The following is a 23,193-nucleotide window of genomic DNA, read 5'->3' as shown; positions in this document are numbered from 1 at the left end:
GCAGTGCGGCGCGAAATGGTCATCAGACTTCAGTCGTGCTGACTTTGCGCAGGAATTCGAGTTCACTCAGCACGCGGCCGGTGCCTTCGCCGACGGCGCTGAGCGGATCCTCCGCCACATGCACGGGAAGCGCGGTTTCTTCCTGCAGCAGCTTGTCCAGGCCGCGCAGCAGCGCGCCGCCGCCGGCCAGCATGATGCCGCGGTCCACCAGGTCCGCGGAGAGCTCCGGCGGGCAGCGCTCCAGCGTGGTGCGCACGGCGTCGATGATGGCATTGAGCGGCTCCAGCATGGCTTCGCGCACTTCCTGGCTGGTGATGGTGATGGTCTTCGGCAGGCCGGCCACCATGTCGCGTCCTTTGACTTCCATGGTCGTCTCCTTGCCCAGCGGGAAGGCGGAGCCGATGCGCAGCTTGATTTCTTCCGCGGTGCGCTCGCCAATCATGAGATTGTAGGCGCGCTTCATGTAGTTGATGATGGCTTCGTCGAGCTCATCGCCGGCCACACGCACGCTGCGGCTGTAAACGATGCCGGAGAGCGAGATGATGGCCACCTCCGTGGTGCCGCCGCCGATATCGACGATCATGTTGCCCGCGGCTTCCTGCACCGGCAGGCCCACGCCGATGGCCGCGGCCATGGGTTCTTCAATGAGATAAACTTCACGCGCGCCGGCCTGCTCCGCGCTTTCCTTCACCGCGCGCTTTTCCACTTCCGTGATGCCGGAGGGCACGGCGATGACCACACGCGGCCCGCGCATCTTGCGCCCGCCGCCCTGCACCTTTTTGATGAAGTGGCGCAGCATGGCCTCCGTGACGCGGAAGTCGGCGATGACACCGTCTTTCAAAGGACGGATGGCCGTGATGCCGCCCGGGGTGCGCCCCAGCATGCGTTTGGCGTCATCACCCACAGCCACCACTTCGTTGGTGCCGGTTTTAACCGCCACCACCGAGGGTTCTCTGAGGACGATGCCGTGATCTTTTACATAAACGAGGGTGTTTGCCGTGCCGAGATCGATGCCGATGTCTTGGGCGACGAAGCCAAAAAGTTTGCCGAACATTGAGAATAAATGGGAAAAGTGTTGATGCGATCAGGGTTGGGAATCCAAATGCGCGGCGGAGAATTCCAACTGTTTTGAGAATCACGAAAAGCAACGCGGCGCACGGCATTCCAACCCACTTTAAAGCTAAAACCGCCTGAAAATGCGTCAAGGGATGTTTGTAAGAAGCTTGGAATTGCCCATTTCGGGCCATTTCGGGTCAAATTTCCCGCCTTTCAACCCCGGACCCGGCTGAAAGCGGCCCCCTCGACCCCGTACACCCTTCCCGCCAGCCGGTCCGTCTCCACCCAGTCCAAATTCGTGGTGGTGATGATCTTCTGCGTTCCCGGAGGCAGGCAGGACAGCAGGGCCCGGCGGCGGTGGGCGTCCAGCTCGCCGAAAACATCGTCCATGAGCATGAGTGGGGGCGAACCACAGGCATGCTCCAGCACCTGGGCCTGGGCCAGCTTCATGGCCAGGGCAAAGGACCGCTGCTGCCCCTCCGAGGCAAAGGTGGTGGCATCCAGGTCATTCAGGCGCATGCCGATGTCATCCCGGTGCGGACCGAAGGCGGTGGAACGAGAGCGCGCCTCCTCCTCCCGGGCGGTCAGCAGCGCCTCAAACAGGCTCTGCTGGGGATCGCTGGTGGGCTGAAAGGTGATGGAGACCGTTTCCGAGCCTTCGCTGAGCTTTGCATGGGCCAGGGACACCTCCGGGGCCAGAGCCGCACATAGCTCCTGGCGCCGCAGCCAGAGGGTGTGGGCAAAGCCGTTCATCACCCGTGCAAAGGCGTCTGCCTGCTTCCAGGCGATGCTGGCGTCCCGTTTCAAAACATGATTCCGCCCGCGCAGAGCACGCTCATAGCCGCGCAGCGCATGCAGGTAGTCCGGAAACATCTGGCTGGCGGCGAAGTCGAGAAACCTGCGCCGATGCTCCGCGCCGCCGCGCAGCAGGCTCATGTCCCGGTGGTCCATCCAGACCACCACCCCGGAGGCGGCGAGATAGTCTGCGGACCTGCCGCACACAGAGCCTTCCACCGCGAGGCGCCGTGTGGTGGCGGACTGGGCATAGCGCAGGCGTTTGCCCCGCCAGTGTGCCTCCACCAGGCAGGTGGAGGCGCCGAAGCGCACGAGCTCGGCGCGGTTTGAAGTGCGGGGTGACTGCAGACGCAGCAGCACGCAGGCGGCCTCGATGAGGGAGGTCTTCCCCTGGGCATTGCGGCCGACCAGGAGCGTGACATCGGGATGCAGCTCCACCTTCGCCTCGGCGAAGCAGCGGAAATCGCGCACAAACAGGTCGGAGAGCATGCGGGCAAAACACTTCCGCACGACGCCGCATTTCCGGTTGCGTACACGTTGCGCATGAAGATCAATCCCGCCCTTCTATGGCCTCCATCCAAACAGTCAATGGCTTTCGCGAATTCTTCCCTGAAGAATGCGCGTTGCGTAACTACATTTTCGACACCTGGCGCGCAGTGGCCCGTCGTTACGGCTTTGTGGAGTATGAAGGCCCGGTGCTGGAGCCGACGGACCTGTTTCGCAAAAAGAGCGGCGATGAGATCACCAGCCAGCTTTTCTGCTTCACCACCAAGGGCGAGGACGACGTGTCTCTGCGTCCGGAGGTGACCCCCTCCCTGGCCCGCATGGCCACGGCACGGCAGCGTGACTTCAAGAAGCCCATCAAGTGGTTTCAAATCGGCTCCTGCTTCCGCTATGAGACACCGCAGAGGGGCCGCACGCGCGAGTTTGTGCAGTTCAATGCGGACATCCTGGGTGATGCCTCTCTGGCCACAGATGCGGAGCTCATTGCTCTGGCGATCGACACCATGCGTGAGTTTGGCGTGAGCACAGAGGATTTTGAAATCCGCCTGAGCAACCGCGAGATCTGGAACCTGTATCTGGCGGAGCGGAACATCGCGCCGGAGCAGACCTCGGCCTTCCTGCAGATCATCGACAAGATCGAGCGCGCGAAGCCGGAGGACACGGAAAACAAACTCGCCGCCATCGGTCTGAGCCTGGCAAATGTGCGGGCTTTCATGGCCTCCGCGGATGAGAACAATCCCGCCTTTGCCGCACTGCGTGAGAACCTGGCCGCGCGCGGCCTGTGGCAGTACGTGCGGATTGATGCGACGATTGTGCGTGGACTGGCCTACTACACCGGAACGGTCTTTGAAGTCTTCGACAAAAAACATGGCCTGCGTGCCGTGGCAGGCGGCGGCCGCTACGACAAGCTGTGCGCACTGATGAGTGACGGCAAGGTGGACATGCCCGCCGCCGGCTTCGCCATGGGCGACGTGGTCCTCGGCATCCTGCTGTCGAAAACTCCAGGCGCGCAGATGAAGCTGACCAGCGCCCTGCTGGCCGCCAGCAGCATTGATGCGTTTGTCGTCGTCGCGGATGAAGCGCAGCGTGGAAACGCGCTGGCCGCCGTGCAGGCCCTGCGCGCCGCAGGCGTGCGTGTGGACTACAGCTTTGGCCCGCAGAAAGTCGGCAAACAGTTCCAGGCCGCCGAGGACCGCAAGGCGCGCCTTGCCATCACCTTTGGGGCCGAATATCCCGAGGTGGTGATCAAGAATCTGCTGGCTCGCTCGCAAAGCGCGGTGGCGGTGGACTCCCTTGTGGCCGAGGTGCAGAAGCTGCTCGCAGAGCCCGCGATTGGGCCGCTGATCGCCTGAGGATGGCAAAGAATGCTCTCGACGATTTTCTTCCTATAACGTAATTTTTTCGCGTTATAGGAAGAAAATCATGTTTGTCGGAAGAAGCGAAGAAACAGCCCGTCTGCGTGCTGCCATCGAGGCGCGCACGGCGAAGATCGCGCTCGTTTACGGGCGCCGGCGCATTGGCAAGACTTCGCTGATCCGGCAGGCGGTGGGCCGTGAACCGGCGCTGTTCATCGAAGGCCTGGAGAACCGGCCCACGCAGGCTCAGATCGCCAGCTTCCTGCAGCAGGCCTCGCATCAACTGCGGAAAAAACTGCCTGCCGTAACCTCCTGGCAGGAGGCGCTGATGGCGCTGGACAAGGCCCTGGCAGGGCGGCGCATGGTGATCGTGCTGGACGAGTTTCAGTGGCTGGCAAACTACCGTCAGGAACTGGTGTCCACGCTGAAGATGGTCTGGGAAAACCACCTTTCCCGCAAACCGGGCCGCACGCTGGTTTTGTGCGGCTCCATCGCCTCCTTCATGACGACGAAGGTGCTGAAGTCCAGCGCGTTCTACGGACGAACCGATGTGGTGGTGCACCTGCAGGGTTTCAGTCTCACGGAAACCGCGCGCATGCTGCCCAAACGCGGCGCACAAGAGGTGCTGGACGCGCAGTGCCTCACGGGCGGCGTGCCCAAGTACCTGGAACTGCTCTCCAGCGCACCCTCCATCATGCTGGGGATGGAGAAGGAAGCCTTCCGCGCGGAAGGCTATTTCGTCGAAGAATACGAACGGGTTTTCATCAGCCATTTTGGCGGCAACAGCGAGTTTCAACGGCTCATCCGCGCCCTGGCCGCCGCACCGTATGGATTAAACCGCCGCGACCTGGCCGCCGCCGCCGGTGTGGATGAAGGCGGCATGCTGAGCCAGCGGCTCTACGATCTGGAGGCGGCGGGCTTCATCTCCTCCCAGCGGCCCTTTGACAAAGGGGCCGAGACACGCCTGCTGCGCTATCATTTGAGCGATCCGTGGATCAGCTTTTACCACGCCTTCATGCGCACGCGCCTGCGCCAAATCCGTGAGGGCGGGCGGCGCGATCTCTTCACCAGCATCCGGCAGACCGGCGCTTTTCGCGCCTGGATGGGCCGCGCCTTTGAACTCGTGTGCATGCGCCACTGCGACCAGATCGCCCATCTCATTGGCTTCAGCGCGGTGGACTATGACGCAGGCCCGTGGTTCCGCGCACCGCGCAAAGGCATCAGCGGCGTGCAGATCGACCTCGCCTACGACCGCAAAGACGGCGTCATCACCCTGTGCGAGATGAAGCGTCAGACCGCGCCGCTGGGCCGCGCCATCATCGCTGAAGTGGAGCGCAAGGCGGAGGTGCTGCGCACAGAGCATCCGCGCCGCACCATCCAGCCTGTTCTGGTGGTGGACGGCCCGGTCTCGAGGGAAATCGAGGCTTCCGGATACTTTTTCCGGATCATTCAGGCTGTCGAACTCATGAAATGATTTTCTTCCTATAACGCTTTTTTTTGGCGTCATAGGAAGAAAATCATTTCCCATGAAAACATGCTCCTGTGGCGGTGTGGCAAGGAATCGCGCTCACGTCCCGTTTGCTGAGAGCTCTATGAAGTCCCTGATTTTCTTCCTGTTCTCAGCCCTGGCGGCCACGCTCCATGCACAGCCTGTTTTCCGCGCGGGCGTCTCCGCCATCGACATCACGCCGACGACTTTTCCGCGCATCATAGCGGGCGGGTTTCTCGAAGGGCGGGGTGAAAAGATCACGGACAAGCTGCACGTGCGCAGCTTTGTGCTCGATGACGGCAGGACGAAGATCGCCTTCGCCATCGTGGACACCTGCATGATGGAGCAGACGCTCATCGATGAAGCCAAGGCGCTCGCTTCAAAACAGTGCGGCATTCCGGTGGACCGCATGATGGTCAGCGCCACGCACACCCACTCCGCACCCGCGGCGATGGGCTGCCTCGGCACACGCAAGGACACCGAGTATGGCAAATTCCTCACACCGAAAATCGCCGAGGCCATCGTCGCGGCGGACAAGGCCCTGCAGCCCGCACGCATCGGCTGGGGCAGCTTTGACGACTGGGAGCACACGCACAACCGACGCTGGATTCGCCTGCAGGGCAAGGAGGTGGTGGATCCCTTCGGCGAACCTACAGGGCGTGCCAACATGCACCCCGGCTACCTCAGCAAAGACGTCGTCGGCCCCAGCGGCCCGGTCGATCCGCAGCTCTCCGTCATCTCCCTGCAAACCACCGACGGCAAACCGCTCGGCGTTCTCGCAAACTACTCGCAGCACTACTTCGGCAGCGGTCCCATTTCATCCGACTACTATGGTCTCTTCTGCAAGCACCTCGCCGCCAAAATAGGACAGCCGGGCGATGGCAACGGCCCCTTCGTCTGCGCCATGTCCCAGGGCACCAGCGGCGACCAGATGTGGATGGACTACGGAGCGGAGAAGAAAAACATCACCCTGGATGCTTATGCCAGCGCTGTGGCCGAGAGTGCAATGCTGGCGCTGAGGACAGTAAAGTATCACGACCATGTGCCACTCGGCATGGTGGAGAAGACGCTGGAGCTGGCATACCGCGTACCGGATGAAAAGCGGCTGGCATGGGCGCGGCCCATTGCAGCGAAGATTGTGAACGATGTTCCGAAGAACAAAGAGGAAGTGTATGCGCGTGAGGCGCTGATCCTGCATGAGCGCCAGAAGACGAGCGTGAAACTGCAGGCCATCCGCATTGGTGACCTGAGCATCGCCACGCTGCCAAACGAAGTTTATGCAATCACGGGGTTGCAGTTGAAGTCCGTCAAAACGTCGATCAGCCATTTCAACATCGAACTCGCCAATGGAGCCGAGGGTTACATACCGCCGCTCGAACAGCACGCACTGGGAGGTTACACTACATGGCCGGCGCGAACCGCCGGCCTGGAGGTGGCCGCCGAATCAAAGATACGAGAGGCTCTCGTGAGCATGTGGGAGGAGCTAAAGCCGAAGTTTTTCGGCGCACTGAGCCATGAACTGGCCCCCTACTCGAAGGAGGCAATACACTCAATGGCTTCAACCCATGTGGATTTCCAGGATGATGGCTACGGCACGATTGGTTCAGGAGCCCCCTCTCAAGACATGCCCCAGGTGGCCATCAAAGGCCCCCATGCCTTATGGGTGCCTGGAATCAATGCCGGACGTGGCTATGACGATGAATCCGCCCTCAAGCCGGAGGTAAAAACCCGGCCTGACAAAATCAACCGCTCCATTCACCTGGCCGGAGGCCATATTGAAGTCACCAACTTGAAGCGGGGAGCTCAGGCTTCAATCGCCCTCTGGTTCTGGCTCGGCCACGAAAGCGGCGCGAGCGATCGCACGGGTGAGTTGATCAACGCACTCGGTGTCAGCTTGAAAGCGCACCAGGACGCGAGACACCACGTGCGTCTTGCCTTGGGAGGCGAGGAGTCGAAGGAGGAGCTGTTTGCAGACGACTGGCATTTCGCCGTTCTCATCCGTGATGGCGACACCGTGCGTGTGCACATTGACGGCGCGGAGAAACCTTCGCTGGAAGGCAAAGCCGGCAAGGCGGCAGCAGAGGCAACTTTTGGCAAAGGGCTTCAAGGTCGGCTGGACGAACTTACCGTCTGGGATCGCGTCATTGAGCCCTCTGTCATCGCCAAACTTTGGGACATTTCGAAGGTGGCCGAAGACAATGCGCGGCACGCGGTCAAACGGGCGGAACGAGCGAAACAAGCCCAGGTTCAAACCTCGGCCATTTTAAAAGGACATGAAAAATGGTCGGCCTCTCTGCGCTTCCGCAACACAAAAGCGAACGACGCGAGCCCCGTGACCGCCTACCTCATCTCCCGCGGCCCCAAGGGCGATCATCAGGCTCCGGGAGATCATCTCGGCATCGGCGGCCATTACAAAGACTCGCAGCCCGGGCGCCTGTTTGTCTTTAACGGCAATGCCGCGAACCAGATCGTGCGTGGGCAAACCGTCATCGCCCCCGGCTCGTGGAATGACGTGAAACTGGAGCGCACCGGGACACGCGTGAAGGTCATGCTCAATGGCAAACTGGAGATCGACGCCGAGCTTCCCGTCACCGCGCCCGAAGCGACCGGGTTGTTCTTCGGCAGACGCTGCGATGGCTTCGCCCCGCTGGAGGGCGAGTTCACAGATGTGGCCGTCACCGGTTTGGAAAAACCTGCATCAACAACGAACGTGGAGCTCGCCTCCCAGCCGCTCTCTCCCGAGGAATCCGCAAAAAAGTGGCACGTGCGTGAAGGCTACCGCATCGACCTCGTCGCCGCAGAGCCTGTGGTGCTGGACCCCGTGGCATTTGACTGGGATGACAAAGGTCGCCTCTGGGTCATCGAGATGGCCGACTACCCCCTCGGCATGGATGGCAGCGGCAAAGCAGGCGGCCGCGTGGTGATGCTCGAAGACACCGACGCCGACGGCCGCTACCACAAGCGCAACGTGATCGTGAACGACCTCAGCTACCCCACCGGCATCCTGACCTGGCGCGATGGCGTGCTGGTGACTGCCGCGCCAGACATCTTTCTCATCAAGCCCAATGGAGAAAAGAAAGTGCTCTACACCGGCTTCAGCACCGGCAACCAGCAGCTCCGCGTCAACGGCCTGCGCTGGGGCATGGACGGCTGGGTGTACTGCGCCGCAGGCGCGCACCACGGCGGCTACAACAAGGGCACCCAGATCGAATGCAAGCTCACCGGGCAGAAGATCGATCTCGGCAGCCGCGACTTCCGCTTCAAGCCCGACACGGGCGAGTTTGATCCCCAGAGCGGCCCCTCGCAGTTTGGCCGTGCGCGCGATGACTGGGGTCACTGGTTCGGAGTGCAGAACAGTTTTCCCCTGTGGCACTACGTCCTGCAGGATCACTACCTCCGCCGCAATCCCTACGTCATCCCGCCAGATCCGGTTCATCAGCTCTTCCCGCGCAATCCGCCGGTGTATCCCGCCAGCAGCATGGAGAAGCGCTTTCACAGCTTCGATCAAGCAGGCCGCTTTACCAGCGCCTGCGGCATCGAGGTGTACCGCGACCGCGTGCTGTTTGACGATGGCAAAACCCACGCCTTCACCTGCGAGCCGTTTCACAATGTGGTGCAGCATCACGTGCTGGAGGACGACGGTGTGACCTTCAAGGCCACGCGCGATCCCGCGGAGTCGAAGATGGACTTTCTCGCCAGCGAAGACCGCTGGTGCCGCCCCGTGATGGTGCGCACCGGCCCGGATGGCGCGCTGTGGGTGGCGGACATGTACCGCTACATGATCGAGCACCCGCAGTGGCTGCCGCAGAACGGGAAGGAAGAACTGCTGCCGCATTACCGTGAAGGGGATGACAAGGGACGAATTTGGAAAGTGAGCCGTTCTCAGGAACCGCCTAAAGGCGGGACTACAATACAGGGCCTGGGCGCCGCGAATGGCTGGCAGCGCGACAAGGCGCAGATGATGATCGCATGGGGAGTTTCGAAAACCGAGGTCCAAACGCTGCTGACGGACAAACTAGCGCAGACACGGGCACAAACCGCCTGGGCCTTGCTCACAAACGGCAAACTGATCCCAGCCATGGGATTGAAACTGCTGGTTGATGATTCGCCACATGTTCGTGAGCAGGCGCTGCAAATGGCGGAGAAGATGAAGTGGCTTGAAGACAACAGCGAGTTGCAAAAGGTGCTGGCCCGAATGGCAGACGACAAGGATGAGAAGGTGAGGCTGCAACTGGCCTGCACGCTTGGCGAGCTGAAGGGCGACTGGGCGGCGGACTTGCTGACCGCACTGCTGCAGACAGCTCCCGATGGCTCGCCTCTGCAAGGCGCGGCCATGAGTTCGCTGCTGCCGCATCTGGAACGAGTGTGCTCGCTTTTCCCTGAAGGCGACAACCGCGTCATGGGCATGCTGTTCCGGTGTGCGCTGGCGGTGAAAAATGAGACCGCGCTGGCGGCTTTGCTGTCGCGTCCGGACTCACAGAAACATGCCGCCGAATTTCTGGCGGTGCTGGATGGGAACGGGCTCTCGCTGACGAAGTTCATGGAGCAGACCACTTCAGCCGAAGCGCAGAAAGGATTGAAGGCCATGGCTGAGATGCTCGCCAAAGCGGTGACGGCGGTGAAATCGGCGCAGGCCTCGCCACCGATGGCGGAGCTGGCGCTGCTGGCTTCTGACCGCGGACATCGGGAGATGGTGCGGGCGCTGCTGCCGGAGCTGTGGGGAAGATCTGCCAGCCCGGAGGTGCTCAGATTGGTGGGGAAACTGCAGCCGCAGAGCGGCGTGGAGTTTTTGCTGGCGGAATGGAATGAACGAACGCCTGCGGTGCGGTTGCAGATCATCGAGACTCTGCTTTCCAACGATGGATGGACTCTCGCTCTGCTGAAGCGACCGGAGGCGAAAGGCTGCGATGCGGCGACTCGGGCGCGGCTGGTGAAGCATCCGAAAAAGGAGATCGCCAAACAGGCGGCGGCGGTGTTTGCGGATTCCACGAGCGCCGCGCGCGCCGCCGTGGTGGAAAAGTTCAAACCAGCCCTGAAACTCAACGGCGACGCCGCAAAAGGAAAGACGGTGTTTGCACAGGTGTGCATCAGCTGCCACAAGCTGGACGGCGTGGGCCTCGAGCTCGGCCCGGACCTGCGCAGCGTCGTGCAGCATGATGCGGAGAAGCTGCTCAATTCCATCCTCGACCCGAGCGCGATCATTGAGCCAGGATTCATGGCCTACCACTGCACGCTGAAAAATGGCGAGCAGCTCTATGGAGTGATCACCACGGAGACGAGCGCGAGCCTCACCCTGAAGATGGCGGGCAATGTGACGAAGTCGGTGCTGCGCAGTGAGATTGAAAAGCTGCAAAGCACCGGTGCCTCCCTGATGCCCGAAGGCCTCGAGGCCGCGCTCACACCGCAGTCGCTGGCGGACTTGATCGCCTATCTGCAAACGCCGAAGTAATTTTCGGATTCGCACTATGTGGCTAGAGAGCCCTCTTCTGGCGCGTATTGGACCCCGATGTCTTCTCCCGACCATCAATGCAGCGGCCATGGCGGATCGCACGCCTTCGGCTTCATGAACCCGCGTGTGCGGGATGGCGTGGTCGTGCACAGCAGGCGCTCGGTTTTGAAAACAAGCCTCGCAGGCCTGGGCGGTCTCACTTTGCCGGCGCTCACAAAACTGCACGCGGAAGGAAAGACCACCGGGAAAGGCAAAGCGGTGATCCTCCTCTGGATGACCGGCGGCCCCTCTCAAATCGACACCTGGGACCCAAAGCCTGAGCGGCCACGCGAGATCCGCGGCCCCTTCAAAACAATCCCCACCAAGCTGCCGGGCACGCACATCTGCGAGTATCTGCCGAAGCAGGCCGCGATGCTGGACAAGTTCACTTTGATCCGCTCAGTGGACTGCCGCTTCAGCAATCATGAGCCCAACATGGTGATGCAAACGGCAAACCTGGCCAATGAGCCGCGCACCAATGCCAAGGCGAAATACTATCCGTCCTTTGGCAGCATTGTGGCGAAGCATCATGGCCCCAATCATCCCGCCATGCCGCCCTATGTGGTGCTGAACATGAAGTCGCGTTCCCACGTGGCCTGGGGCGGCTATCTCGGCACGCAGTATGATCCCTTTGACGGCAGCAGCGCCACCAAGCTTTTCCAGCTTCCCGCGGGCCTGACCATGGACCGCCTGCAGTCGCGTCTCACCCTGAGCCAGCAGATGGACGGCTTGCGTGCCGGCATCGATGCCAGCGGCATGATGAGCGCGATGGACAGCTTCTCCCAAACGGCCTTCGACATCGTCGCCGGCGGCCGCGCGCAGGAGGCCTTTGATCTGAACAAGGAGCCGCAGAAAGTGCGCGACCGCTACGGTGAGCATGATTGGGCGAAGCAGGCGCTGCTCGCGCGGCGACTCGTGGAGCGCGGCTCCTCGTTTGTCACCATCGACCTCAGCAACCACGGCGCCTCCGGCACTTGGGACAATCACGGCGACAACATCCCTCCCTACGGCGGCATCTGGAACGGCCTTCGTCCGCTGCTGCCGGTGTTTGATCACGTGATCACCACCCTCGTGAGCGATCTCGCTGAGCGCGGCATGCTCGATGACACGCTGGTCATCACCATGGGCGAGTTTGGCCGCACACCCACGCTCGGCACGCAGGGCAGCACGGACGGGCGCAATCACTGGCCGCATGTCATGTCCATGTCTCTCGCCGGTGGCGGCTTCCGCCACGGCCAGGTCATTGGCGCCTCGGACAAAGACGGCGCTCAGATCGATGAACGCCCCGTGACACCCGGCGATCTCGCCGCGACCATTTATCACCACATGGGCGTGCCGCTGGATGCCACCTACACAGATCATCAGGGGAGGCCGAACTTCATCGTGGATCAGGGCGCGCCGCTGCGGGAGCTCATTTGAGTCCGGGCAGGCCGTTAAGCTCCGCCCCGTTAGGACCGTGGCCTATCGCCCACGCTCCTTTCATTCTTTACACGATGAGGGCTAGATGCCAGTCTCTACCATCGTTCGTGATTTCGCATGCCGATGACTGTTGTTGTTCCCAAAGAAACCCACGCAGGAGAAACGCGCACCGCCCTGGTGCCCGAGCATGTGGCGAAGCTCACCGCCCTGGGAGCCAGGATCGAAGTCGAGTCCGGCCTCGGACATTTCTGCGGCCACAGTGACATCGAATACACCCGGGCAGGAGCCACGGTTCACACCGACCGCGCGGCCATGCTCGCAAATGCAGATGTCGTGCTGCAGGTCCGCAAGCCATCCCTCGAAGAAGCGGGCGCCCTGCGTGCAGGCGCGGTCTGCATCGCGCTGCTGGATCCTTTTCAGTCGCCGGAGCTCATTCGTGCGCTGGCATCACGCGGGGTCAGCGCCATCAGCATGGAAATGGTGCCGCGCAGTACCCGCGCGCAGAAGATGGATGTGCTCTCCTCACAGGCGAGCCTGGCCGGCTATGCGGCGGTGATCGCAGCCGCGGCGGAGACCGGAAAGATTTTCCCCATGATGATGACACCGGCAGGCACCATCAAGCCGGTGAAGGTCTTCATCATCGGCGCAGGCGTCGCAGGCCTGCAGGCCATCGCCACCGCGAAGCGACTGGGCGCGAAGGTGGAGGCCTTCGATACACGGCCCGTCGTCGAGGAGCAGGTGAAATCCCTCGGTGCCAAGTTTGTGAAGATCGACGTGGGCGAGACCGGCCAGACCGAAGGCGGCTACGCCAGGGCCCTGACAGACGAGCAGCTCAGGCTCCAGCGCGAAGGCATGGCGCGCATTTGCGCCGAGTGTGACATCGTCATCACCGCAGCGCAGGTGTTTGGCCGGCGCGCGCCCCTGCTGCTCACCGGCGAAATGCTGGATGCCATGAAGCCCGGCAGCGTGGTGGTGGATCTCGCGGTCGAGAGCGGCGGCAATGTGGAAGGCGTCGTGGCGGACCAGATCACCGATCGCAAAGGCGTGAAGATCATCGGCACCGCCAGCCTGCCCTGCCGCGTGCCGGTGCATGCCAGCCAGATGTATTCCTCAAACATCACCGCGCTGCTCACGGAGTTCTGGGACAAGGAGACCCAGGCGCTGAAGCTGAAGCTGGAGGATGACATCCTCAAAAGCTGCGTAGTCACCCACGGCGGGCGCATCCTGAATGAAAAACTCGCCACCACCACCTGACATGCCATGACCGGGGAAATGCTCATCTTTGTCATCTTCGTGCTGTCGGTCTTTCTCGGCTTTGAGCTCATCTCCAAGGTGCCCTCCATGCTGCACACGCCGCTGATGTCCGGCACCAATGCGATCCACGGCATCATCCTGCTCGGCGGCATGCTCGCCCTCGCTGAGTCCGACGGCTTCATCCAGACCACCGCCGGATTTCTCGCCGTAGTGCTCGGCTCCGCCAATGTCTTCGGCGGCTTCATGGTCACCGACCGCATGCTGCAAATGTTCAAACGCAAGAAGTGAGACTGCCGCCGCCATGATCACCTCCTTCGCCTTTCTCATCGCCGCCGTTCTGTTCATTCTCGGCATCAAGATGCTGGCATCCCCCAAGACAGCGCGTCGAGGAAATCTCGTGGCAGGCCTGGGCATGCTGCTCGCGCTGCTGGCGGTGCTGCCGCATCTGCACGGCTCGCATGGCGGCGGCGTGCCAATGGGGAAATGGTTCCTCATCTTCACCGGCATCGTGCTCGGCCTGGTCGTCGGCGCGGCGGGTGCCTACAAGGTGAAGATGACGGCCATGCCGCAGATGGTCGCCCTTTTCAATGGCGCCGGCGGCGGCGCGGCGGCCCTGGTCGCCGCCATCGAGTTTGCCCATCTCTATCCGGGTTCGAGCCTGAAGTTTGTGGTTCCCATGCTGTGCGCCGCCATGATCGGCGCCGTGTCCCTGTCCGGCAGCGTCATCGCCTTTCTCAAGCTGGAGGGCCACTTTGACAAACCCGTCACCTATCCCGCGCAGCAGTGGCTCAATGCCGCCCTCTTCGTGGTCAGCCTCCTTTTGGCGTTCGCCATGGCCTCGGGCTCGCACAGCATGGTGCTCATGGGCCTCTTCCTCGTGATCGCCCTCGCCCTCGGCGTGCTGATGGTCATGCCCATCGGCGGTGCGGACATGCCCGTGGTCATCTCCCTGCTGAATTCCTTCACCGGCCTCGCGGTGGCGGCGGACGGCTTTGCCATCGACAATGTCGCCATGATCATCGCCGGCACGCTCGTCGGCTCTTCCGGCACCATCCTTACCCTCGCCATGTGCCAGGCCATGAACCGGCCGGTCACAAACGTTCTCTTCAGCGCCTTTGGCAAAGCCGATGCCGCCTCCGGCACGGGTGCCGCCGCCACCGGCAGTGTGAAGTCCGTGCAGGCAGATGAAGCTGCCCTGCTGCTCAGCATGGCAGGACGCCTCGTCATCGTCCCCGGCTACGGGCTCGCCGTGGCCCAGGCGCAGCATCAGGTGCGGCAGCTCGCGGATGAACTCGCCAAAAAAGGCGTCGAGGTCACCTTCGCCATCCATCCCGTGGCCGGTCGCATGCCCGGCCACATGAATGTCCTGCTCGCCGAGGCCGATGTGCCCTATGACCAGCTCGTTGAAATGGAAACCATCAATCCCGAGATGGACCGCGTGGACGTCTGCCTCATCATCGGCGCCAATGACGTGGTGAACCCCGCCGCACACGAGGACAAGTCCAGCCCCATCTACGGCATGCCCATCATCGAGGCCGAGAAAGCCGGCACCGTCATCGTCATGAAGCGCAGCATGGGCAAAGGCTTCGCCGGCATCGAAAACGCCCTCTTCCTCCGCGACAACTGCCGCATGCTGTTTGGCGATGCCAAGGCTTCCCTGCAGGAGCTGGTGACACTGGTGAAGGCTGGGTGAGCCGGGAGCAATGACGAATGTCGAATGACTTTTCCGATGATGGCCCAAATTTGTTTACACCCATGAAAACAATGACCGTCGCTGCAGCATCCCGAAACTTCAGCTCCATTCTGAATGATGTCGCAGCCAGCCAGGAAGAGGTCGTGATTGTGCGTAATCGTAAACCAATCGTCCGGCTTGTTCCGGAACCTCAGGCTCAAAACGCGCTGGAAGTTTTCGGTGACCTCTATGGCACACTCGATGATGAAACGGCGGAGGCCCTGGCTGACGCAGTTCATTTCAGCAAAAATGCCCAGGCTGGCCCCCTCAACGAGCTCCGCGACCCTTGGGATCAAAAATGAACCATGAGACTCGCATAATAAGAGGGTGACAACAGTCGCCCAAGATCAGCCCCCCTCACACGCAGTCTTGTCCAGAGCTCCCGGAGGGAGCAGAGAAGGTAGCCGGTGGTGAAGCGAAACCGCGCAGCGGTGCAGCGGGAACCACCGGACTGAGGCAGTGCGCCACATCCCGTGAACGGCGCATACCGGAGGTATGCGAGAAGCCTGCTGCCAACCAGCGTGGACGTGGAGTCCGCGTACACCTCTCGCATGCCTTCAGCATGCGGCCTTGGGCAAGAGGGCTCCATGCACGTAGTCCGGTGGTTCTCGCTCGCCAAGCCTCGCTTCACCACCGGCTACCCTCTTTGCTCCTTCCAGGAGCAGGTAGCAGGCCTCCCTTTGAAGGGAGGTCACCAGCCAGCACTGAAGGGTGTCACCCCATTTCGCAAGTCTCAATAGATGCTTTAAAACTGCCCCGCTTGGAAATCCCCGCCCCGCATGCTACAGGCATCCATGCGCATCCATGTGGTCAGCGATCTCCATCAAGAATTCGGCGAGGTTTCTCTGCCGAAGGTGGATTGTGACTGCGTCGTGCTGGCGGGCGATGTCTCGACCAAGACCAACGGCTTGAAGTGGATCCTGCGCGAATTCCCCGATGTTCCAGTGATCTACATCTGCGGAAACCACGAGTTTTACGGCGAGAACTATCCCAGCCTGTTTGACAAGCTGCGCGAGCAGGCGCGGGGCACCAACGTCCACTTCCTGGAGAATGAATCCGTAACGATTGGCGGCGTCCGGTTTTTCGGTGCCACCCTTTGGACGGACATGGCGCTCATGGGCGACTGGATGGACGGGGCGGCCGTGGCCGGTCCCGTGATGAATGATTATAAGCGCGTGCGCAACTCAGCCCGTGGCTACAAGCGCCTCTCCCCCCGTGATACTCGTCTGGCACATCTGGCCTCGGTTCATGCTCTGAGAAACTTCCTCGGCAGCGGCGATCCCCGGCAGTCCGTGGTCGTCACTCATCACGCCCCTTCGCTTCTGTCACTGCCCGAACGCAGGCGCACTGAGGAGATCAGTTGTGCCTACGCTTCTCATCTCGATGCCTTGATTCAGGAGTTTCAGCCGCAGCTCTGGGTGCATGGTCACATTCACCACAGCAATGACTACCGGATTGGAGAGACTCGTGTTTTAGCCAACCCACGGGCCTACCCCGACAGTCCCAACAAGGGCTTCATCCCTGACCTCACCATCGGGCTCACCGCTGCAACGTCCCTCCCAGACCGAGCGTAATGCCATTCCCCGCCACCTTTCCCTCCCCATGCGCCTCCTCCTCACAGCTTTCCTCTTCGCCATCACCCTCCACGCCCAGCAGCCCGCCGCGCCGAAGCCGAAGGCCTACACCGATCCGGCACAGACCAACGAGGACTTCCCGATTCAGGGCGAGTACGTCGGTGAGATCGACGGCAAGACCTACGGTGTGCAGATCTGGGCGCAGGGCGGTGGAAAGTTTGAGGCCGTGAGCCACCTGGGCGGCCTGCCAGGCGCGGGCTGGGATGGAGACCGCTCAACCATGACGCGGGTCATTGGCACACGGGCCGAAGGCGCAAAGAGTGCCTCCTTTGAATCTCCCGACGGTTCCATCAAGGCGGAGGTCAACGGTGCAAGCATCTTGGTGAACAATTCGGACGGCGTGAAGATCATGGAGCTCAACCGCATGAACCGCGAATCCACCACACTCGGAGCGCCAGCGCCGGCGAATGCCGTGGTGCTCTTTGACGGCAAGGGCGTGAACCGCTTTCCCAAGTCACGTGTCGATGAAAAGGCAGCCGCTCTGATGGAGGGCATCACCAGCGAGGACACCTTTGGCGACTGCAGCCTGCACGTGGAATTCTTCCTGCCCTACATGCCCGAGGCCCGCGGTCAGGGCCGCGGAAACAGCGGCCTCTACCTCCAGGGCCGTTACGAGGTGCAGATGCTCGACAGCTTCGGCCTCGAAGGGAAGGACAATGAGTGCGGCGGCCTGTACAAGATCGCTGCGCCAAAGGTGAACATGTGCCTCCCTCCCCTCACCTGGCAGACCTACGATGTGGATTTCACCGCCGCGAAATACGACGCTGCCGGGAAGAAAACCGCGAACGCCAGGATCACCGTCAAACACAACGGCGTGGTGATTCATGACAATCAGGAACTCCCCGGCGCCACGACCTCCGCCCCCAACAAAGAGGAGAACACCCCTGGGCCGGTCTATCTCCAGAACCACGGCAACCCCGTGCGTTACCGGAACATCTGGGTGCTGCGCAAGTAACGCTGACACCGCTTCCAGCGCACAAACCTAAGCTTTGTCTTAGCCCGAAATTGTGAACAACCTACGCCTTTGTGAATACAAGGGCCGCATTTTTTCGCGAATAATTATGGCAAACGGACTGAGATTCCTTTATTTAAGGCCCATTAACTACCAATCCCGCCTGTGTTTGGGACTGGACTTTCAGTTCGCCTGCTCATGCCTGCTGCCAAGAATGGCTCCAAAAAATCAGCCAAGCGCTCTCCTTCCAAGCGCAAGGGAGTGGGCACCCACGTCATCGACTACGAACCGGAATCCCCCGTCATCCGCAAGCACGAGGCCGTGGAGCGCCGCCGCCGCGGCTTTCGCACCGCCATGTGGCTGATCACCGCCATGCTCGTGATCGGCGTCGGCTGGGTCACGTGGCATGAGGCGCTGGAGAAAAATTCGCAGTTCCTCCTGAAGACCGTGGAGGTGAACACGGCCGGCACCCTCACCCGGCAGCAGATCGTGGCCGCCACCGGCCTCACCGAGGCCACCAACCTCCTCACCATGAACCTGCGCGACGTGCGCGCCAGGATCGAGCGCCTGCCGCAGGTGAAGTCCGCGGTCATCCAGCGCGACTACCATGGCAAGCTCACGCTGGATGTGGTGCAGCGCCTGCCGGTCGCCTGGATCGAATGCCCGAAGCACAAGCTCATGTCCCCGCTGAGCGGCAAAGGCTGCCTCATCGATGCCGAGGGCGCGCTGGTGCCCTGCAATGTCATCACCAAGGAATACCTCGCCATGCCCCGCATCCAGTTCGCGGCGCTCAGCGAGGCCACCCCCGGCGTGCCCTGCAAGGATCTGCAGATGCACGCGGCCCTGCGCCTGATGGAGAAGCTGCAAAGCCGCGGGAAGGACGACCTGCCCGCCCTGGAGTCCATCGAAATCCCCAATTCCTGGTCCCTCGTCGCGCATTTCACAGGCGAGGCCAGGATCACTTTCGGAGTGGATGATCTCGATCCCCAGCTCGCACGCTTTGACCGCGTGATGCATGAAGCGCGCGCGCGCCAGTGGCGCATTGCCACGCTGAATCTCATCGCCAGCGTCAATACTCCCGTCACCTTTCATGAAACGCCGGACATCGCCGGGCTGAATCTGGCGGAGACCGCCCCCACCCCACCTGCACGCTGAATCCCATGGCCAAAAGCACCATCTACGCAGGACTCGAAATCGGAACGCACAAGATCTGTGTCGTCGTGGGGGAGGCCAAACGCGACGGCGCCATCAAGATTCTCGGCGTCGGCCAGGCCCCCTCGCGTGGCGTGCGCAAAGGCGAAATCGTCGATTTTGAAAAGGTGCAGACCTGTGTGAACGATGCCCTCGTGCGCGCGGAGGACCGCAGCGATGTGATGATCCGCAATGTCTTCCTCGGCGTCACCGGAGCCCACATCGAGAGCTTGAACAACCGCGGCCGCCACCGCCTGCCGGACGAGCAGACGGAGATCGGCGAGGACGATGTGGAGGAGGCGAAGGAGATCGCCCGCAGCGTCTCCATCCCGCAGTCGAATGTCTTCCTGCACAGCGTCACGCGCCAGTACATCGTGGATGGCCAGGAGGCCGTGCGCCAGCCCATCGGGCGCGAGGGCCGCGTGCTGGAGGCGGACTACCACATCATCCACGGCGTGCGCGGCCGGGTGCAGAATGCCATCCGCTGCGTGCGTGAGATTCCGCTGGAGGTGGAGGACGTCGTTTTCAATCCCGTCGCCGCGGCACAGGTCGTGCTGACCCGTGAGGCCAAGATGCAGGGCGCTCTCATGATCGACTTCGGCGCCGGCACCTGTGACTATGTCTTGTATGAAGACGGCATGATCACCGCCTCCGGCTGTGTCCCCCTCGGCGGCGACCACATCACGAACGATGTCTCCATGGCGCTGCAGATCCCGAACGGCCGCGCCGAGCGCCTGAAGGTGGAGGAGGGCAGCGTCCTCTATGAAGACGTGCCTGAGGGCGAGATGCTCAGCATCGAGGACGACACCGGCCTCATCCTCGGCGAGATCGAGCGCGCCTTCCTGAACGAGGTCATGAACCTCCGCACTAAAGAAATATTAACCCAGGTGCGCGTGCGGGTGGAGGACCACCTCGGCCGTCTGGGCGCGGGCATTTATCTCACCGGCGGCGTCAGCATGATGAAAGGCGTTGACGTGGTGGCCCGCGAAGTGTTTGGGATCAAGGTCACGCGCGCAGGTTCGGCTCCCGTCAGCGGCATCACCGCCACTTTCGAGAATCCGCAATACTCCGCTCCTATCGGCCTCATCCGTTACGCGCAGATTCTGGACAGCGAGAAGCCCTTTCTATCTCCCCTCAAGCGCCTCGGCCGCCGCATGCAGGAGCTCCTTTCATCCATCACTTTTTAAAGCAAGCACTCCATCCTCAACCACCCACGATTATGGTAGAATACGACCGCTCCCAATCTCCCGAAGGTGCCAGCTCTGCAGCACCTCGTATCTGCATCGTCGGCGTCGGCGGCGCGGGCTCCAATGTTGTCGATCGCATCACCCTCGACCGCATTGTGGAGGCCACCCTCGTCTGCGCGCACACGGATGTGCGGGTGCTCGGCCATTCCATGGCCCCGGTCAAAATCCAGCTCGGTGCCGAGCTCATGAAGGGTATCGGCGCCGGTGGCGACCCCGATCTCGGGCGTGAGGCCGCCCTGTTCTCCCGCGAGCAGATCCGGCAGTCGATGGAAAACCACGACATCATTTTCATCAGCGCCGGTCTCGGCGGCGGCACCGGCAGCGGTGCGGCCCCCGTCATCGCAGAAATCGCCAAGAACACCGGCGCTCTCGTGCTCGTCGTGGCCACCATGCCCTTCAGCTTTGAAGGCCGCCGCCGCCTGGCCCAGGCCGAGGAGGCCCTGGAGCTCCTGCAAAAGCGCGCGGATGCCCTCGTCCTGTTTGAAAACAACCGCATGGGCGAGCTCATCCTGCCGAAGGACGGCATTCAGAAAGCCTTCAATCAGGCGGACCAGCTCATCGCGCAGAGCCTGCGCGCCATCTCCACCATCACCACCACCCCGGGGCTGGTGAAGCTCGGCCTCGACGACCTCACCTCCGCCCTGGCCAACGCCAACGGCCGCTGCCTCTTCGGCTTCGGCGAAGCCCGCGGCCAGAACCGTGGCACCGAGGCGCTCAAGAAAGCGCTCAAGAGCCCCCTCATCGACTCCGGCCGCCTCCTGCATCAGACGAAGAACCTGCTGGTCCACGTGGCTGGTGGCGAATCGCTCACCTTGGTGGAAGTCGAAGGCGTCATGAAGCAGCTAGGCCGCCATGTGCCGGATCAGACCCACATTCTTTTCGGTCTCGGGGTCGATGCGAAGCTCGGAGACGCCGTCGCCGTCACGCTTATCAGTTCGCTCGGCCTCAACCAGCTCAACGCCCACGCCACCGCTGCTCCGCCTTCAGAAATGCTGCAGCCGCGCATTGAGGCGCCAGCGCCCGCACCCGCCGCGCTTGCACCCGCCCCAGCTCCGGCACCTGCTCCCAAGCGCGAGCCTGCCGTGAGAAAAGCCCATTCCGCCTACGCGCCGCCGCCGGTGGAGTCTCCGCCTGATCTTCTGTTCAAGTCCGAAGAATTTGTCTCCGTCCCCGCTGTGGGAGAGGCCTTCCCTCTGGGCAGCCTCCAGGCAGACGCCGCCCGTGTGCAGCCCCAGCCTCTGCCTCAGGCCCCTCCCCCACCTCCACTCCAGGAGCAGCCGGTGGCGCAGGTGGAAGAAGAACACCCGTTCATTGAGGAGGAGCCCGTCGTCGCCCCCGCTCCGGTCGTTTCCTCCACCCAGGAAACAGCCCGCATTCCGGTGCGCACGCCGGCCGCCAAGGAGCTGGCAGATGCCGCCCGCAGCAGCAAGGAATCCACCCTCGCCGCCGTCGTGGCCCGCAGCGTCACCCTGCAGACCGAGCCGGCGCCCGCGCAGGATGATCTCATTTCCTTCGACGAGCCTGAATCCGAAGCCACCACCATCAGCGCCACCACCGCCGTGCTTGCCCGCCCCAAGGCCGCCGCCGAAAGCCAGCAGACCTTCAGCCTCGGCGAAGAAGACCGCGGCCGCTTCAAGGACACCGAGCCCTCCATCGTGCAGGGTGAGGACCTTGATGTCCCGACCTGGATGCGCCTGAAGAAGAAGCTGCGCCGTTAAAACACGGGCTCAGGCGCGTTTGTTCTCACGCATGAACGCCCCTTTCTCCCGCCGCCGCCTGCTTCAATCACTTCCGCTTGCCGCATGCGCGGGCGGTTTCCACATCCTCGTCCGCTCGCAGGAGGCCAAGAAATCCTGGATCACCGGCAATCCGGCCATCGACAAGCCCCGTGAAATCGCGCTCGGCCTGCTGAAGCCCACCCAGGCGCAGATCGAGCACGCCTGGGAGCTCCATTTCGGCTCCGTCGTGTTTGAGAGCTACGGCTTCGCCCCCCGCTGCGCCATCGACGCCGAGGCCATGAACGAGGCCATCAAAGCCGGCGCCGGCGCCGCCGAGATCACCGACCTGCGCGAGTCCATGTCCATGAACCGCAACGCCACCAATGAGCGCGAGCGCAAGGAGTTCCTGGATGCCTTCCACGCCGCCGGCGTCACCTGCATTTTCCAAAACACCGGCGAGGAAGGCAGCGACCCCATGCGCCTGATCAAACGCTTCGCTCATTTCACCAAAGCCACGGATTTGCTGAAGCCCGCGCTGTCCAAAGTGGTCATGGCGGATGAAATTGTGGCGTTGAAGAAGGCGGGAAATGTCGGCCTGTGCTTCACCACCAACGGCGTGCCGCTGAAGATGGACTGGGAGAGCGTGCGCGATGAACTGCGCTTCGTCCGCATCTTCCACGAACTCGGCGCCCGCATGATGCACCTCACCTACAACCGCCGGAACCCCCTGGGCGATGGTGCCGGCGAACCCCACGATGGCGGGCTGAGCGACTTCGGCCACGCCGCAGTGAAGGAGATGAACAAGATCGGCGTGATCGTGGATGTGGCGCACAGCGGCTGGACGACGGCCCTCGACGCCGCCAAGGCCAGCGCCAAACCCATGGTGGCCAGCCACACCACCTGCTGCGGCGTTTATGAGCACTTCCGCGGCAAACCCGACGCCACCATCAAGGCCATCTGCGACACTGACGGCCTCGTGGGCATCTGCTGCATCCCGCGCTTCCTCGGCGGCAAGGGAGACATCACGGCGATGATGGATCATCTGGATCATCTCATCAAAAAATTCGGCGCCAGCCATGCCGCCATCGGTTGCGACGTGGCCTACACCTCCCGCTTTGACAAGGAGGAGCGCGCCAAGCTCCTCAAAGCCCCCGGCGGCAGCGCCGACAGGTGGGAGCACCTCTGGCCGAAGGATGATTACGTCACCACCATCGAGGCCGAGCAGAGCGTCGCCTGGTCCAACTGGCCCCTCTTCACCCTGGGCATGATCATGCGCGGGCACAGCGATGACGCGATCCGCCAGGTCATCGGCGGGAACATGCTCCGCGTGCTGAAGGCAAATCAGGTCTGAAAAGTGGC

16 protein-coding genes are annotated in these 23,193 nt (G+C 62.3%); 14 read left to right on the top strand and 2 right to left on the bottom strand.

Features of this window, described 5'->3' with window-relative positions:
* Positions 1-22: 22 nt before the first annotated feature.
* Both ACILSQ_RS09610 and recF read right to left on the bottom strand, forming a co-directional pair.
* On the bottom strand, positions 23-1,054 hold the full coding sequence (locus ACILSQ_RS09610; RefSeq protein ID WP_377169129.1) for a rod shape-determining protein: 1,032 nt from the start codon (positions 1,052-1,054) through the stop codon (positions 23-25).
* 215 nt (positions 1,055-1,269) lie between these two features.
* Positions 1,270-2,340 (bottom strand): DNA replication/repair protein RecF, encoded by a 1,071-nt coding sequence (gene recF, locus ACILSQ_RS09605; protein WP_395743388.1) that lies wholly within the window; start codon positions 2,338-2,340, stop codon positions 1,270-1,272.
* 77 nt (positions 2,341-2,417) lie between these two features.
* Here recF and hisS point away from each other — a divergent pair, with 77 nt between their 5' ends.
* The 14 genes from hisS to ACILSQ_RS09535 all read left to right on the top strand — a co-directional run bounded on the left by hisS (position 2,418) and on the right by ACILSQ_RS09535 (position 23,185).
* A complete protein-coding gene (gene hisS / locus ACILSQ_RS09600) occupies positions 2,418-3,707 on the top strand; it encodes a histidine--tRNA ligase (RefSeq protein ID WP_395743387.1) in 1,290 nt (429 codons plus the stop codon).
* 70 nt (positions 3,708-3,777) lie between these two features.
* Positions 3,778-5,184: an ATP-binding protein gene (locus ACILSQ_RS09595; RefSeq protein ID WP_395743386.1), complete on the top strand. Its 1,407-nt coding sequence runs from the start codon at positions 3,778-3,780 to the stop codon at positions 5,182-5,184.
* A gap of 118 nt (positions 5,185-5,302) precedes the next feature.
* Positions 5,303-10,648, top strand: a complete 5,346-nt coding sequence (locus ACILSQ_RS09590; RefSeq protein WP_395743385.1) for a PVC-type heme-binding CxxCH protein — start codon at positions 5,303-5,305, stop codon at positions 10,646-10,648.
* A gap of 57 nt (positions 10,649-10,705) precedes the next feature.
* On the top strand, positions 10,706-12,106 hold the full coding sequence (locus ACILSQ_RS09585) for a DUF1501 domain-containing protein (RefSeq protein WP_395743384.1): 1,401 nt from the start codon (positions 10,706-10,708) through the stop codon (positions 12,104-12,106).
* A 123-nt stretch (positions 12,107-12,229) separates the two neighbouring features.
* Positions 12,230-13,360: a Re/Si-specific NAD(P)(+) transhydrogenase subunit alpha gene (locus tag ACILSQ_RS09580; RefSeq protein ID WP_395743590.1), complete on the top strand. Its 1,131-nt coding sequence runs from the start codon at positions 12,230-12,232 to the stop codon at positions 13,358-13,360.
* 6 nt (positions 13,361-13,366) lie between these two features.
* Positions 13,367-13,648: an NAD(P) transhydrogenase subunit alpha gene (locus ACILSQ_RS09575; protein ID WP_395743383.1), complete on the top strand. Its 282-nt coding sequence runs from the start codon at positions 13,367-13,369 to the stop codon at positions 13,646-13,648.
* Between the two features lie 13 nt (positions 13,649-13,661).
* Entirely contained in the window at positions 13,662-15,053 is a 1,392-nt protein-coding gene (locus ACILSQ_RS09570) for an NAD(P)(+) transhydrogenase (Re/Si-specific) subunit beta (RefSeq protein WP_395743382.1), read from the top strand.
* A gap of 62 nt (positions 15,054-15,115) precedes the next feature.
* Complete coding sequence (locus ACILSQ_RS09565; RefSeq protein WP_395743381.1) at positions 15,116-15,394, top strand: type II toxin-antitoxin system Phd/YefM family antitoxin; 279 nt, start codon at positions 15,116-15,118, stop codon at positions 15,392-15,394.
* A gap of 477 nt (positions 15,395-15,871) precedes the next feature.
* Positions 15,872-16,666, top strand: a complete 795-nt coding sequence (locus tag ACILSQ_RS09560; RefSeq protein WP_395743380.1) for a metallophosphoesterase family protein — start codon at positions 15,872-15,874, stop codon at positions 16,664-16,666.
* Between the two features lie 28 nt (positions 16,667-16,694).
* Positions 16,695-17,681, top strand: coding sequence for a DUF1080 domain-containing protein (locus tag ACILSQ_RS09555; protein WP_395743379.1), 987 nt, complete (start codon positions 16,695-16,697; stop codon positions 17,679-17,681).
* 195 nt (positions 17,682-17,876) lie between these two features.
* Positions 17,877-18,833 (top strand): cell division protein FtsQ/DivIB, encoded by a 957-nt coding sequence (locus ACILSQ_RS09550; RefSeq protein ID WP_395743378.1) that lies wholly within the window; start codon positions 17,877-17,879, stop codon positions 18,831-18,833.
* Positions 18,834-18,838: 5 nt separating this feature from the next.
* Positions 18,839-20,056 carry a cell division protein FtsA gene (gene ftsA / locus ACILSQ_RS09545; RefSeq protein ID WP_395743377.1) on the top strand — a complete coding sequence of 406 codons (1,218 nt, stop codon included), beginning with the start codon at positions 18,839-18,841 and terminating at the stop codon, positions 20,054-20,056.
* Positions 20,057-20,088: 32 nt separating this feature from the next.
* Positions 20,089-21,834, top strand: coding sequence for a cell division protein FtsZ (locus ACILSQ_RS09540; protein WP_395743376.1), 1,746 nt, complete (start codon positions 20,089-20,091; stop codon positions 21,832-21,834).
* Between the two features lie 31 nt (positions 21,835-21,865).
* The gene (locus ACILSQ_RS09535; RefSeq protein WP_395743375.1) at positions 21,866-23,185 is read left to right on the top strand and encodes a dipeptidase; all 1,320 of its coding nucleotides are present in this window, start codon (positions 21,866-21,868) and stop codon (positions 23,183-23,185) included.
* Positions 23,186-23,193 lie beyond the last annotated feature (8 nt).

Origin of the sequence: Prosthecobacter sp. (assembly GCF_044227185.1) — a bacterium.
Lineage (GTDB): Bacteria > Verrucomicrobiota > Verrucomicrobiia > Verrucomicrobiales > Verrucomicrobiaceae > Prosthecobacter.
The sequence above is the reverse complement of the archived record's forward strand: the minus strand, read 5'-3'. Positions and strand labels throughout refer to the sequence as shown.